11 protein-coding genes and 1 other RNA gene are annotated in these 13,561 nt (G+C 70.6%); 3 read left to right on the top strand and 9 right to left on the bottom strand.

Annotated elements, in window-relative coordinates; genetic code table 11:
* Nucleotides 1–116: 116 nt before the first annotated feature.
* On the top strand, nucleotides 117–959 hold the full coding sequence (gene panB / locus EL338_RS09405) for a 3-methyl-2-oxobutanoate hydroxymethyltransferase (protein WP_126333516.1): 843 nt from the start codon (nucleotides 117–119) through the stop codon (nucleotides 957–959).
* On the opposite strand, the gene EL338_RS09400 is transcribed toward panB, so the two are convergent.
* The 4 genes from EL338_RS09400 to EL338_RS09385 form a co-directional block, all read right to left on the bottom strand.
* Complete coding sequence (locus EL338_RS09400) at nucleotides 956–1,471, bottom strand: sigma-70 family RNA polymerase sigma factor (protein WP_126333515.1); 516 nt, start codon at nucleotides 1,469–1,471, stop codon at nucleotides 956–958. The genes panB and EL338_RS09400 overlap by 4 nt on opposite strands.
* A gap of 63 nt (nucleotides 1,472–1,534) precedes the next feature.
* Complete coding sequence (locus tag EL338_RS09395; RefSeq protein ID WP_126333514.1) at nucleotides 1,535–4,333, bottom strand: helix-turn-helix transcriptional regulator; 2,799 nt, start codon at nucleotides 4,331–4,333, stop codon at nucleotides 1,535–1,537.
* Nucleotides 4,334–4,402: 69 nt separating this feature from the next.
* Entirely contained in the window at nucleotides 4,403–5,128 is a 726-nt protein-coding gene (locus tag EL338_RS09390; protein ID WP_126333513.1) for an SDR family NAD(P)-dependent oxidoreductase, read from the bottom strand.
* Between the two features lie 21 nt (nucleotides 5,129–5,149).
* Nucleotides 5,150–5,698 carry a sigma-70 family RNA polymerase sigma factor gene (locus tag EL338_RS09385; RefSeq protein WP_235666421.1) on the bottom strand — a complete coding sequence of 183 codons (549 nt, stop codon included), beginning with the start codon at nucleotides 5,696–5,698 and terminating at the stop codon, nucleotides 5,150–5,152.
* 151 nt (nucleotides 5,699–5,849) lie between these two features.
* Here EL338_RS09385 and EL338_RS09380 point away from each other — a divergent pair, with 151 nt between their 5' ends.
* Nucleotides 5,850–6,593, top strand: coding sequence for an SDR family oxidoreductase (locus EL338_RS09380; protein WP_126333511.1), 744 nt, complete (start codon nucleotides 5,850–5,852; stop codon nucleotides 6,591–6,593).
* On the opposite strand, the gene EL338_RS09375 is transcribed toward EL338_RS09380, so the two are convergent.
* The 3 genes from EL338_RS09375 to EL338_RS09365 form a co-directional block, all read right to left on the bottom strand.
* Nucleotides 6,594–7,352 (bottom strand): SDR family oxidoreductase, encoded by a 759-nt coding sequence (locus EL338_RS09375; protein WP_126333510.1) that lies wholly within the window; start codon nucleotides 7,350–7,352, stop codon nucleotides 6,594–6,596.
* Nucleotides 7,353–7,446: 94 nt separating this feature from the next.
* Nucleotides 7,447–8,241 carry an enoyl-CoA hydratase/isomerase family protein gene (locus EL338_RS09370; protein ID WP_126333509.1) on the bottom strand — a complete coding sequence of 265 codons (795 nt, stop codon included), beginning with the start codon at nucleotides 8,239–8,241 and terminating at the stop codon, nucleotides 7,447–7,449.
* Between the two features lie 46 nt (nucleotides 8,242–8,287).
* Complete coding sequence (locus EL338_RS09365) at nucleotides 8,288–10,099, bottom strand: fatty acyl-AMP ligase (protein ID WP_126333508.1); 1,812 nt, start codon at nucleotides 10,097–10,099, stop codon at nucleotides 8,288–8,290.
* A 174-nt stretch (nucleotides 10,100–10,273) separates the two neighbouring features.
* Here EL338_RS09365 and EL338_RS09360 point away from each other — a divergent pair, with 174 nt between their 5' ends.
* Entirely contained in the window at nucleotides 10,274–11,749 is a 1,476-nt protein-coding gene (locus EL338_RS09360) for a CYTH and CHAD domain-containing protein (RefSeq protein WP_126333507.1), read from the top strand.
* A gap of 6 nt (nucleotides 11,750–11,755) precedes the next feature.
* Here the strand turns inward: EL338_RS09360 and rnpB are convergent.
* An RNA gene (gene rnpB / locus EL338_RS09355) (RNase P RNA component class A) lies at nucleotides 11,756–12,147 on the bottom strand.
* Between the two features lie 108 nt (nucleotides 12,148–12,255).
* Nucleotides 12,256–13,533, bottom strand: a complete 1,278-nt coding sequence (locus tag EL338_RS09350) for an HNH endonuclease (RefSeq protein WP_126333506.1) — start codon at nucleotides 13,531–13,533, stop codon at nucleotides 12,256–12,258.
* Nucleotides 13,534–13,561: the final 28 nt, after the last annotated feature.

Genomic DNA, 13,561 nt, shown 5'->3' with positions numbered 1-13,561 from the left:
CAAGTGTCGCTTCACCTGCGCGTGTCGCAATGGCAGACTTGACGGCGTCAGACGACCCGGGGACCCGGATGGGCCTCGAGGATCGACCCGACAATCGACAAGGGACCACGAGAGCCATGTCTTCAGAACACACCGTGTACGGCACTGCCACCGATGCCAAACCCCGGACCAAGGTGCGCACGCATCATCTGCAGAAGTGGAAGAGCGAGGGCCACAAGTGGTCCATGCTCACCGCCTACGACTATTCGACGGCGCGGGTGTTCGACGACGCCGGCATCCCGGTGCTGCTGGTCGGCGACTCGGCCGCCAACGTGGTGTACGGCTACGACACCACCGTGCCGATCTCCATCGACGAGCTCATCCCGCTGGTCCGGGGTGTCGTCAAGGGCGCTCCGCACGCGCTGATCGTCGCCGATCTGCCGTTCGGCAGTTACGAGGCCGGCCCGCAGCAGGCGCTGGCCACCGCCACCCGTTTCATGAAGGAGGGCGGCGCCCACGCGGTGAAACTCGAGGGCGGCGAACGCATCGCCGAGCAGATCGCCGTGCTGACCCAGGCCGGCATTCCGGTCGTCGGCCACATCGGCTTCACCCCGCAGAGCGTCAACGGCCTCGGCGGATTCCGGGTCCAGGGCCGCGGCGACGGGGCCGAACAGACCGTGCACGACGCCATCGCGGTCGCCGAGGCGGGCGCCGTGGCGGTGGTGCTGGAGATGGTGCCCGCCGAGTTGGCCACCCAGATCACCGGCAAGCTGACCATTCCCACCGTGGGCATCGGCGCCGGACCCAACTGCGACGCCCAGGTGCTGGTGTGGCAGGACATGGCGGGCATGACCTCGGGCCGGACGGCCAAGTTCGTCAAGCGGTTCGGTGATGTCGGCGGCGAACTGGGCCGCGCGGCAAGCCAATACGCCGCGGAGGTCGCCAGCGGCGCCTTCCCTGCCGAGGAGCACTGCTTCTAAGGGCATGTCGCTGACGCGACCCGCTCGGCGGTCAGATGCTTGCGCGCCCGGCTCACCAGCTGACGCGCATTCGGTTCGCTGACCCCGACCGATTGGGCGATCAGCCGATACGGATAGTCGAAGGCTTCCCGCAGCACATAGGCGGACCGCTCGGTCGGCGGTAGCTTCGCCAACACCATCCGTGTGGCGGCCAGCGCGTCGGCACGCTCGGCCCGCAGTGCGGGGTCGGCAGCGGTGTCGACGGGCTCGGGCAGCCACGGCCCCAACGGGGTTTCGCGCCGGCAGTGGGCGGACTGCAATTCGTTGAGGCACAGCCGGGTGGTGGTGGTCAGCAGGAACGCGGTGGGGTTGCGCACCGCGTCGCGGTCGCAGCACTGCCACCGCAACCAGGCGTCCTGCACAATGTCCTCGGCCTCGGCCGTGCTGTGCAGCATGCGACGGGCCACGGCGAACAGCAGATGCCGGATGCTGGTGAAGAACTCCGCGGTGTCCTCGAGGTCTGCGACGGTCATGTCTCCAGACTGCGGGCCGCGCGGCCACGGCAAACCCTTGAAAGTTCGTGGTCCCGGTGGCGCTCAGTGCGCCCACGTGGCGGTGCGCAGCTGGCGGCGCGAGCTGATCCCGAGCTTGACGAAGACCTTGCGCAGATGCCATTCCACGGTGTGCGTGCTGAGGAACAGCTGCGCGCCGATCTCGTGGTTGGTCAGCCCGTCGGCGGCCAGTCGGGCGATCTGCCCCTCCTGGGCGGTGAGTGCGTCGCCGGAGCGCAGCGGCCGGCGCCGGACCTTCGCGCCGACGGCGACGAGTTCCCGACGGGCGCGTTCGGCGAACGCATTGGCGCCCATCTTGGCGAACCGCTCGGCGGCCGTGGTCAGCTGTTGGCGGGCGTCCCCGCGGCGGTTCACCCGACGCAACCATTCGCCGTAGCTCAGTTCGATGCGCGCCAAGTGCACGTTCACGCCGCTGTCGACGAAATGGTCGATCGCCGCGCCGAATAGCGCCTCGGCGTGCTCGTTGTCGGCGACCAGCGCCTGCGCGCTCGCGACCGCGCCGCGGGCCCAGCCGCTGGGGCTCGCGCCCACCCGCCGCTCGAATCGCCGCACCCCGCGCGCGGCGATGTCGCGGCGACCGGTGTGGACGGCCGCTTCGATCATTTCGTACAGCGTCCAGCTGTAGAAGCCCAGATCCTCGAATTCGCATGCCTCGCGGGCGCAGTCGAAGGCCTCCTCGTAGCGGCCGAGCCCGTTGTAGAGCACGGCGCTGGCGTATCCGGTGAGCCCCAGCAGGCGGCCTTCGCCGCGGGCGGCGGCATCGGCGGTGGCGCCGGCAATCAGCCCGAGCGCCTCCGCTGCGTCGCCGCGCCAGGCGGCGATGGTCAGCGAGTGGTACCGCACCGGGGTGTAGCCGGTGGCCGCGGTGATCGCGTCGGCCTCTTCGAGAAGGGTTGCCGCCGTGGAGAGTTCACCCGCCAGGACGTGCACCCCGGCGTGATAGGCCAGCGCCGGGGGTAGGGCCGCCAGCGCGCCGGCGGCGCGGGCGGCCCGCACCAGGCCGGCGGCCATCCGGTTCATGACGGCGTCGTCCCAGAGTTCGCCGGCCGCCGATTCCTGCACGATCGCCAGCCCCAACGACATCCACCGCGGCGGCTGCCCGTCGCAGCCGTCGAGTTGGGCACACATGGTCGCCAATGCGGCACCGAGCAGTTCGGCCCCGCAGCCCGGGCCACCGGTGATCCGGGTGGCCATGCCGCCGAGCAGAACGTCGATGGGCCGCTGGAGGTCCGGGTCGCGGTGCACTGCGGCGAGCGCGGCCGCGGCGGTGTTCGCCAACGCCTCGGGTGCGCCGAGTCGCCCCGCGTACATGGCCGCCGCCAGCGACTCGAGGTAGGTCTCCCGGGCCAGATCCCGGTCCAGACCGTCGAGTTGCTCGGCGGCGGCGCGCAGCCGGGCGGCGACCTCGCTGAGTCGGGGCGCCGCGGGGTCCCCGCCGCGGCAGCGGACGAAGTCGATCTGCGCCCGCAGCCGCGCCACCTGAGCGCGCTGCAGGGCCGACAGCGGGCCCAGTTCGGCCAGCGCCAACAACTCGTAGGCCGCCTCGGACGCCGCGGCATCCCGCTTCGCCCGGGCCGCCGCGATCGCCCTGGCACCGCGCAGCCCGGGGTCCGCGGTCAGCACCGCCGCGCGCTCCAGGAACGCGGCGGCGGCGGCCACCCCGCCGCGGCTCTGGGCACGGCCGGCCGAGGCCTCGAGTTGGGCGGCCACCGCGTCATCGGTGCCCGCGGTGGCGTTGGCGGCGTGCCAGGCCCGCCGGTCGGGGTCCGATTGCCGATCCGTCGCCTCGGCCAGCGCGCGGTGAATCGCCCTGCGGTCCACCAGATCCGCCGCGGCGTAGGCGGCCGATCGGACCAGCGGGTGGTGGAACCGCATGCGCGACCCGAACTCGATGACGCCGGCGGCCTCAGCGGGACCGAGCGCCTCGACCGGGATGCCGAGGTGTCCCGCCGCGCGCTGGAACAGCGCCGTATCGCCGACGGGTTCAGCTGCCGCCGTCAACACCAACAGTTGGGTGTCGGTCGGCAGCAACCGAATTCGGCGAACAAAACTCTCCTCCACCTGTCCGGCCGACGGCCGCGCCCCGGCGTTGCCGAACCCGCCGGCCAGCTCCGCCGGGGAGAAGTTGCGCGGCACCTCCAGCACCGCGAGCGGGTTGCCGCGCGTCTCGGCCACGATGCGGTCGCGCACCCGTTCGTCGAGTCGGCCCAGCACCACCGCATCCAGCAGGGCCCGCGCGTCGCTGTCGGACAGCCCGTCGAGGCGCAACTCCGTCAGCCCGGTCAGCACCGCGGGCCCGCCGTCGCGCACCGCGAACACCACGCCGACCGGTTCGGCCAGCAGTCGCCGGGCCACGAAGCCCAATGTCTGCACCGAGACCTGATCCAGCCACTGCGCGTCGTCGACGATGCAGAGCACGGGTTGCTCCTCGGCCGCGGTGGCCAGCAGGCTCAGGACCGCCAACCCGACCAGGAAGCGGTCGGGTGCGGGGCCCACCCCGCGGCCGAAGGCCACCGCCAGGGCCTCCCGCTGCGGTTCGGGCAGTTCGGTCATGTGGTCCAGCAACGGCGCGCACAGTTGGTGCAGACCGGCGAAGGCCAGTTCCATATCGGATTGCACGCCCGCGACCTGAGCGATCCGGAAGCCGGCGGAACCGGCGCACTCCCCCACGAAGTCCAGCAGTGCGCTCTTGCCGATCCCGGCCTCGCCGCGCAGCACCAGCGCCTGCCCGCAGCCGGCGCCGACGTCGGCCACCAGGGTCTGCAACTCGGCGCACTCCCGGTCGCGTCCGCGCAGCAGCGATGCCCGATCCTCGCGTGTCATGGGCCTCACCGCGTCCGCTGTCGGGGACGGATTACCCGGAAATATTAGCGAGCGGCCACGGATTTCGCCCTAGGTCGCCGAGCCGCCGCCGTCGACGTGCAGGGTGGTGCCGGTGATGAAGCTGGCGTCGGGACCGGCCAGGAACACGACGGCCGCGGCGATCTCCGCGGGTTGAGCCGTGCGGCCCAGCGGTAGCGCCTTGCCCAATTCGTCGTTGACCGCACCCCATTGGGCCACCACCCCCTCGGTGTCGGTGGGGCCTGGGGCCACACAGTTGACCCGGACGCCACGGCCACCGAACTCGACGGCCCAGGTGCGGGTCAGTGCTTCCACCGCGGCCTTGGAGGCGCTGTAGGTCGACGCGCCCGGGACGCCCTTGCCGGCGACCAGGCTGGTGATGTTGACGATGCTGCCCGATCCGCGGTCGAGCATTCCGGCGGCCAGACCGGCGGTCAGGAAGTAGGTGCCCAGCACGTTGGTGTCGAAGGTCTGCTCGAATGCGTCGACGCGTTGGTCGACGGTCAGGGCCGCCGGAAAGCTGGCGGCGTTGTTGACCAGGATGTCGATGTCGCCGCTGTCGCGCACCAGGTTTCGCACCGAGTCGATGTCGGCGAGGTCGGCCCGCGCGAACCGGGCCCGGTCGCCGATGCCGGCCAGGGCTGCTTCGCCGCGGCGTTGATCGCGTCCCGAGACGATCACCCGGGCGCCGGCCCGGGCCAACAGTTGCGCGCAGGCCAGCCCGATGCCGGCGGTGCCGCCGGTGACCAGGGCCGCGCGGCCGTGCAGTGGCTCCATGAGATTTCTCCTTCGTTCCGTTCAGGCGGCCGTGAGTTGTTCGCGCAGGCGCTGCCGCGCGCGGGAGACCCGCGACATCGCGGTGCCCACCGGGGTGCCCATCAGGGCGGCGACTTCGAGGTAGGTGTAACCGGCCACCTCGGCGTAGTACACCGCCGTGCGGAAGTCCTCCGAGAGGGCGCCGAGCGCCGCTTCGAGTTCGGGTCCCGGCAAGGCGGCGAGCACCGCGGCTTCGGCCGAGCGTGCGGCCGCGGGCCGGGCCGCCGCGGCCCGGGCGAGGTCGTGTTCGGTCAGCGCGTCGAACGACACTTCCGCGGGCCGACGTTGCCGGTGCCGGAACGCACTGACCCACTGGTTGTGCAGGATCCGGAACAACCACGCGTTCAGGTTGGTGCCGGTCTGGAAGCCCTCGAAGCCCGCGTAGGCGCGCAGCAGCGTGTCCTGCAACAGGTCCTCGGCATCGGCTTCGGTGCGGGTCAACCTGCGCGCGGCCCGCAGCAGCGCGTCGCGGTACGGCAGCACCTCGGCCTCGAAGCGCCCCGCCGCGGCGGTGACCGTCGACTCTCGCATCATGACTCCCCTTCGGTAGCGCGGAAGTTGTTGTCGCTTCGCCTATCCGACCGGCCACCGCTCCCAGTTGTGACAACCGGAGGACGACGTCACAGAGTGCCGTCGCGGCCGGTCGTAACTGTGACTGCTCGATTCGCGAAAGGAGACCGGCATGCGCATCGTCGTCATCGGCGGCACGGGACTGGTGGGTTCGAAGCTGGTGGATGTCCTGACCGGCCGGGGCCATCAGGCCGTGCCCGCTTCGCCGCGCAGCGGGGTCAACTCCGTGACCGGCAAGGGGTTGACCGAGGCGCTGACCGGTGCCGCCGTGGTGGTCGACGTGTCGAACTCGCCGAGTTTCGACGACTCCGCGGCCATGGAGTTCTTCCGCACCTCCACCACGAACCTGCTGACCGCCGAGCGGCTCACCGGCGTCACCCAGCACGTCGCCCTGTCGGTGGTGGGCACCGAACGCCTGGCTCCCCAGAGCGGCTACTTCCAGGCGAAGTTGATGCAGGAGGAGTTGATCGGCACCGGCCCCATCCCCTATTCGCTGGTCCGGGCGACGCAGTTCTTCGAATTCCTGCCCGTCATCGCCGATGCGGCGACCGAGGCGGGCACGGTCCGGCTCCCGCCGGCGTTGATTCAGCCGATGGCCGCCGTCGACGTCGCCGAGGCCCTCGCCCGCACCGCGCTCGGCGATCCGGTCAACAGCAGCGTCGAGATCGCGGGCCCGCAGCGGTTCGCGCTCGACGAGCTGATCCGCGAGCTGTTCGCCGCGCGCGGGGACCGGCGCGCGGTGCTGCGCGACGCCGACGCGAAGTACTGGGGCATCGAGGTCGGCGAGCGCACGCTGATCCCCGGCCACGGGGCAACGGTGTTCGGCACCAGCCTCGCGGCGTGGCTGAACGGCTGACTACCCGGGTTGCGCGGCGCTGAGCCGCCAATCGGCCAGGCGCGTCCCGAACAACGTCGCATCGGCCCCCGGGGTCAGGGTGTCCGTCTTCAGTTCGGCACCCCAGTAGCGGGCCGCCGGATCCGTCCGGACGGTGCGGGAATCCCGGCGCGCCGCCAAGGTGGTGCGAGCGAGTTCGTCGAGCCGGAACCGTTGTGGGCCCGCGACTTCCAGAACCGCGTTGCGCGGGGCCGCGACCGCGACCTCGGCCACCGCCGCAGCGACGTCGGCCGAGGCGATCGGCTGGAAGCCCACCGGGGCCAGCCGCACGGCGTCACCGTCGGTCGCCGCATCGATGATGCCGGTGACGAATTCGTAGAACTGGGTAGCGTGCACGATGGTGAACGGCACCCCGGCCCCGGCGATCAGTTCTTCCTGCAGCTGCTTGGCGGCGAAATAGCCGCTCTCGGCGGCCAATTCGGCGGTGCCGACCACCGACAGCGCCACGTGATGACCGGTCCCGGCCGCCTTCTCCGCGGCCAGCAGGTTGCCGGTGGACATGCGGAAGAACCCCACCGCGGCATCCCGGTCGAAGGACGGCGAGTTGGACACGTCGACCACGACGTCGGTGCCCGAAAGTGCTTCGGGCAGGCCCGCGCCGGTGATGGTGTCGACCCCGGTACTGGGCGCGGCCGCCACCGCCTGCTCGCCGCGTTCGGTGAGCAACCGCACGACCTGGGAACCGATCAGGCCGGTCCCTCCGATTACGACGATCTTCATGTTCGGGCTCCCTCTCGTCCACGCTGCCCGACCGGTGGTGGCCGGGCAGTCGTCAACTAGGACCGAACAGATCCGCGATTCGTGACGGCGCGGGTCAGGCGTACTTCGGGGCGCGCTTGTTCAGGAACGCCTCGATCCCCTCGCGGCCGTCGGCGCTGTCGGCGTTCGCCGAGATCAACCGCGCCTCGAGGTCCATCTGGGTCTCGATGTCGTTGTCGAAGGTCGTCAGCAGCAGCGTCTTGGCGGCGGCGGCCGAACCAGCTGCGCCCGAGGCGATCTCGTTGGCCAGGGCGTCGACACGCGCGGTGAACTCGTCGTCGGCGACCACGTAGTTGACCAGGCCCCACTGCTCGGCCTCGGCCGCGGACAGCTTGCGGTTGGTGAGCATGAGGTCACCGGTGCGGCGCACGCCGATCAGACGGGGGAGGGTGTAGGACGCGGCGCCGTCCGGACTCAGTCCGGCGCGGGTGTAGGCCATCGTGAACGACGCCGAGGCCGCGGCGACCACCAGATCACCGCTGACCGCCAGCGAGAAGCCGGCCCCGGCGGCGGTGCCGTTGACGGCGGTGATCAGCACGGCCTCCATCCGGGCGAACTTCGACAACGCCCGGTGCAGATCGTCGGCGATGCCCTTGACGAAGGGGCCCGGCCCCAGCGGCGAGTTCGCCATCGCCTTGAGATCGCCTCCGGCGCAGAAAAACCGGCCGGCGCCGGTGAGCACCACGACCTTGACGCCGGGCGCCTCGCAGCGGGCGGCAACGTCGGCCAGTTCGCGGGTCATCGCATCGTTCATGCCGTTGGCCGCGTCGGGCCGGTTCAGCGTGATGCGGGCGACGGGGCCGTCCTGCTCGAACAGCAGGGTCTCGTAGGCATGCGACTCGGTAGACATGCCGGTGACGTTAACCCGCGCGGCCCGACCGCCGGTCGGGTCCCCCTCAGATCCGGCCGGCCAGGTAGTCGGCCCGGCAGGCCCGGCGGGCCAGCTTGCCGCTCGTAGTGCGCGGAATTGTCCCCGCGGCCACCAGCCGCACATCGGCGACCGGCACCGCGTGGGTGCGCGACACCGCGGCCCGGACCGCGGCCAGCACCGGCTCCGGATCGGCCTTGCCGGCGCCGGCGGCGCGCTCGGCGATGATCACCAGCTGCTCGCCGGCGGAATCTTGGGCGGGCACCGAGAACGCCGCCACGTAACCGGTCCGGATGGCGTCGGAGGCCGCTGCGACCGTGGCCTCGATGTCCTGCGGGTAGTGGTTGCGCCCGTCGACGATCACCAGATCCTTGATCCGGCCGGTGATGTAGAGCTGACCGTCCAGGTAGACCCCGAGATCGCCGGTGCGCAACCAGGTTTCGCCGTAGGCGGTGCCCTCGGCGTGGCTGCCGGCGGCCAGCCGCGACTGCAGCTTGTTGCCGAAGGTCAACTCCGATTCCTCAGGGCGACGCCAGTAGCCGCGGCCGATGTTGTCGCCCTGCAACCAGATCTCGCCGACCCGTCCGTCGGGCAGTTCGGCGTCGGTCTCCGGGTCGACGATCACGGCCCACTGGCTGCGGGCCACCGCACCGCAGGACACCTGCGCCACGGCGTTCGGCGAGTCGGGGGCCACCCGCACGGCGTGGCCCGCGCCGAGTTCGTCGCGGTCGAGGTGGACCGCGCTGGGGGCGGCCTCGGGCCCGACCGTCGAGACGAACAGCGTGGCCTCGGCCATGCCGTAGGACGGCTTGACCGCGGTGGCCGGGAGCCCGTACGGCGCGAAGGCCGCGGTGAACTTGTCGATGGAGGCCATGCTCACCGGTTCCGACCCGTTGATCAGGCCGGCAACGTTGCTCAGGTCGAGGTGCTGGCCGGAGGCGGGCAGGCCGCGGGTGGCGGCGAGTTCGAAGGCGAAGTTCGGCGCCGCGGCGAACGTGGGACCGTACTTGCCCTGCTCGCCGAGTTCGGCGATCCAGCGGCCGGGCCGGCGCACGAACGCCAGCGGCGACATCAGCGTGATCTGCCCGCCGCACAGCGCCGGGAACATGATCATCAGCAGTCCCATGTCGTGGTAGAGCGGCAACCAGCTGACGCTGCGGATGTTGCGGTCCAGACCCACCGACATGATCATCTGCAGCACGTTGGTGCACACGCCGCGGTGGGTGATCTCCACGCCGGCCGGGGTGCGGGTCGAACCCGAGGTGTACTGCAGGTAGGCGACGTCGTCCACGGCGGCCTCTGCCGGGGTGAACAGCTCGCCGACGGTGTCCGGGATCGCGTCGACGGCGACCACCCGGGGACGCTGGTGGCGCGGCCGGGTGCGGAGGAACTTCTGCACCGACTCGGCGGCCGCGGTCGTGGTCAGCACCACCGTCGGCTCCGCGTCGGTGAGCACCGCGTCGAGCCGCTCGGTGTGGCCCGGCAGTTCCGGGGCGAACAGCGGCACCGCGATGTTGCCCGCGGCGACGGCGGCGAAGAAGGCGACGACGTAGTCGATGCCCTGCGGTGCCAGCACCGCCACCCGGTCGCCCGGGGTGCTGATCTGCTGCAACCGGGCCCCCACGGCGCGCAGCCGGGAGCCCAGCTGCGACCAGGTGATTTCGATGGCGGTCCCGTCGCGGTCCTGGGTGTAGTCCAGGAAGCGGTAGGACACTTCGTCACCGAGGGCGGCGATGTTGCTTTCCAGATACGACGTCAACGTCGTACCCGCCGGGAGGGCGATGTTGCCCTCCTCGTCGAGGTAATCCTCGACGCGTAGCGTGTTCGACCCGATGTTCATGAGGCCAATTCTAAGAGATCTCTGAGGTTCGTTGGTCATCGACATATCTCAATTCGGTCTCGACGGGTCCGGCGGCCCGAATCGGCCGAGTTCAGCTCACCTGCGCTGCGGGGTGCCGGTGGTGCGGGTGTGGCATCCTGGGAACAAGGTCCATCGCTGGCGATCGAAGGTGACATGACGGCCAAAACGGCAGCTCAGAAGTCCAAAACCAACCGCTACACCGAGATCGAGCGCAAGTACGAGGTCTCCGGCGAGGCCGTCGCCCCGTCATTCGACGGGCTGACCTCCGTGACGCATGTCGAGCGATCGCCCTCACAATCGCTGGACGCTGTCTACTTCGACACACCCGACCACGATCTGGCTGCCCACAAGATCACCCTGCGCCGGCGCACCGGCGGTGAGGACGCGGGTTGGCACCTGAAGCTGCCGGCCGGTCCGGACGCCCGCACCGAGGTGCTGACGCCGTTGGAATCCGAGGAGGTTCCCGACGAGTTGCGCGACGTCGTGCTGGCCGTCGTGCGGGATCGTCCGCTGGCCCCGGTGGCGCGGATCGAGACGACCCGGCACGTCCAGCGTCTGCGGGGCGCCGACGGGTCGGTGCTGGCCGAGTTCAGCGACGACCACGTGACCGCCACGGCCGGAGAGAACGAACAGCAGTGGCGCGAGTGGGAACTCGAACTGGTGGAGTCCGACGATCGGCTGCTGCTGGACCGGCTGGGCAACCGCCTGCTCGATGCCGGGGCCGCGCCGTCGGCGCACGGCTCCAAGCTGGCGCGAGTCCTGGACTCCCCCGCCGACGCGCGACCGGCCGCCGAACCGACCGATCCGGTACACCGCGCCGTCATCGAGCACAACCGGGAGCTGGTGCTCTGGGATCGTGCGGTGCGCTCGGACACCTTCGACTCCGTGCACCAGATGCGGGTGACCATACGCAAGCTGCGCAGCCTGCTCAAGGAATCCGAGGAATCCTTCGGCCTGACCGACGACGCCTGGGTGCTCGACGAACTGCGGCAGCTGGCCGCCCTGCTCGGGGTGGCCCGAGATGCCGAAGTGCTGGCCGCGAAGTACGCCGAGGCCCTCGACGAGCTGCCGGCGCAATTGATCCGCGGGCCGGTGCGCGAGCGCCTGGTCGACGGGGCCCAGCGGCGCTACGACACCGGGCTGCGGCGGTCGCTGAAGGCCATGCGCACACCGCGCTACTTCCGGCTGCTCGACGCGCTCGACGAGCTCGCCCACACCCCGGCGCCCGCCCCGGGGACCGAGCAGAAGCCCGTCAGCCTCGACGCCGCCTACAAGCGGGTCCGCAAGGCCGCGAAGAACGCCCGGGCCGCCGCCGAGGACGCCGCCCACGACCGCGACGAGGCACTGCACCGAATTCGCAAGAGCGCCAAGCGGTTGCGCTACACCGCCGCGGCCACCGGCAAGCGCAAGGTGTCCGACGCCGCCAAGACCATCCAGTCGCTGCTGGGTGACCATCAGGACGCCGTGGTGAGCCGCAATCATCTGAGCCAGCAGGCCGAGGCCGCCCACGCCGCCGGCGAGGACACCTTCACCTACGGGCTGCTCTATCAGCGCGAGGACGATCTGGCCGAGCGCTGCCGCGAGCAGCTCGACGACGCGCTGAAGGCGTTGGCCAAGGCGATGTCTTAGCTGGGGCGAACGAGTTGGCCTGTAAGCCGGATTCTGTTCCGAGCCCCCGTTTCCGGGGTGCTCGGCGGCGACCATCCATCTGGGCACACCGTTGCCGGGTACCTCGAGCGGCCTACCCGCAGGCTCGGGCGAGCAGCCCTCGAGCGCCTGCGCAGCCGTGCCGGGCACGGCCTCTTGGCCTTGCTTCGGGTGGGGTTTGCCTAGCCACTCCGGTCACCCGGAGCGCTGGTGCGCTCTTACCGCACCGTTTCACCCTTACCATCGCTGGCGGTCTGTTTTCTGTGGCACTTTCCCGCGAGTCACCTCGGATTGCCGTTAGCAATCACCCTGCTCTGTGAAGTCCGGACTTTCCTCGAGCCCCAGATTGCTCTGAGGTCCGCGGCCGCCCAGCCAACTCGTTCGCGCTCATAAGGTACCCGATCGATGGGTCATACTGGGAAAATGTTGCCGCCCGCGCGCTATCTGATGCGCGCCAAGGACTTCGTCGACGCCCGGTACGCCCGGAATCAGGCGGCGTGACCCACGATCTCGATGGCGATGTGGGTTTCGATCTCACTGACCTCGACAAAACGTCGTCCCGGCAGCGGCGGCGCGGTGCAGTGATGCCGCGCCCCGGTCGGGGTGATGAACTCGGTGCTGTGCCGCCCCTGTTCGTCCACCGCGGTGGCGGCCTTCCAACCGCCGGCCTCCTTGGCGTAGTTGCACGCCGCACACAGGCCTTGCCCGTTGGCCCCCGAGGTCACCCCGCCACCCGCGGCCGGGGCAACATGATCGGTGTGCCGGATCGGCGCATCGCAATACGGCATCCGACACGTGTCATCGCGCAACCGGATGAACTCGGCCAACCCCTTCGGGAAGATCCGCGACCGCGACTCCATCGCCACCAGCGCCCCTGAAACCGGGTGTTTGTACAACCGCCGCAAACTCGCCCGGGATCGCTCGTCGTCGACCGCCCCGCGCACCAACTGCCGCGCCACCCCCGCCGGCACCGGCCCGTAGCCGGCCACCCGCGCGGGGTGCTCCTCCCCGGCCAGCAGCGACTCATCCGAGAGCACCAGGTTGACCGCGATCGGAGTGGGCACCTCCGCCGACTGACCGGTGACCCGCTCCACCAGCGTGTCGGCCATCACCTGACCCCGAGACCGCCCATCACAGGTCACGTCAGCCTCCCGCTTGAGCGCGGCATACACCGACACCCCCTGGGCCACCGGCAACAACGCCGTCACATACGTCATCGTGTCCGGGGCCGGGCGCACACTGACCGTCCGATCCCGCGCCGCCCGCGCCGCCCGATCCACCACCGCCTGCGGATCCAACCGATACGCAATACCCTTGGCCTCCGCCACGATCCGCCGATCCCCCAACCCCTCCAGATTGGCGACATCACCACACAACTCGGCATCCAACACCCGGCGACCCTCCACATCCAGACACGCCGACTCCCGCACGATCAACGTCGCCCGCCACTCCGAAAGCACCCCGGCCTCCAACGCCGCCAACGTATGCGGCATCTCCTGCACCAACGCCTTGGCAAAACCCAAATGCTGATCACCGCGCGTCGGCGAATCCCGCCGCGCCAACCCCACCTCGGTCGCCAACCCACGCCCCCGCCGACCCACCGGCACCCCACGCGCCACCTCATCAGCCGCCCGCGCCGACACCAACGCCACCGTCGCCCGCGCCTGCGCCGCCGCCGCCACCGCCTTCAACGTCTCCAACTCACCGATATGGGCCACCAACGCCGCCTCACCGGCATCCGGCCTCAACTCCGCCACTTCGAACATGCATTCGAGCATGGCACCACCCACCGAC

The sequence above is a fragment of the Mycolicibacterium chitae genome (genome assembly GCF_900637205.1).
GTDB classification, from domain to species: domain Bacteria; phylum Actinomycetota; class Actinomycetes; order Mycobacteriales; family Mycobacteriaceae; genus Mycobacterium; species Mycobacterium chitae.
This window is presented reverse-complemented; position numbering and strand designations above follow the sequence as displayed.

Bases quoted from the DNA above. Each gene is read 5' to 3' on its own strand.
- panB (WP_126333516.1), top strand. From the start codon at position 117: ATGTCTTCAGAACACACCGTGTACGGCACTGCCACCGATGCCAAACCC.
- EL338_RS09400 (WP_126333515.1), bottom strand. From the start codon at position 1,471: ATGACCGTCGCAGACCTCGAGGACACCGCGGAGTTCTTCACCAGCATC.
- EL338_RS09395 (WP_126333514.1), bottom strand. From the start codon at position 4,333: ATGACACGCGAGGATCGGGCATCGCTGCTGCGCGGACGCGACCGGGAG.
- EL338_RS09390 (WP_126333513.1), bottom strand. From the start codon at position 5,128: ATGGAGCCACTGCACGGCCGCGCGGCCCTGGTCACCGGCGGCACCGCC.
- EL338_RS09385 (WP_235666421.1), bottom strand. From the start codon at position 5,698: ATGCGAGAGTCGACGGTCACCGCCGCGGCGGGGCGCTTCGAGGCCGAG.
- EL338_RS09380 (WP_126333511.1), top strand. From the start codon at position 5,850: ATGCGCATCGTCGTCATCGGCGGCACGGGACTGGTGGGTTCGAAGCTG.
- EL338_RS09375 (WP_126333510.1), bottom strand. From the start codon at position 7,352: ATGAAGATCGTCGTAATCGGAGGGACCGGCCTGATCGGTTCCCAGGTC.
- EL338_RS09370 (WP_126333509.1), bottom strand. From the start codon at position 8,241: ATGTCTACCGAGTCGCATGCCTACGAGACCCTGCTGTTCGAGCAGGAC.
- EL338_RS09365 (WP_126333508.1), bottom strand. From the start codon at position 10,099: ATGAACATCGGGTCGAACACGCTACGCGTCGAGGATTACCTCGACGAG.
- EL338_RS09360 (WP_126333507.1), top strand. From the start codon at position 10,274: ATGACGGCCAAAACGGCAGCTCAGAAGTCCAAAACCAACCGCTACACC.
- EL338_RS09350 (WP_126333506.1), bottom strand. From the start codon at position 13,533: ATGTTCGAAGTGGCGGAGTTGAGGCCGGATGCCGGTGAGGCGGCGTTG.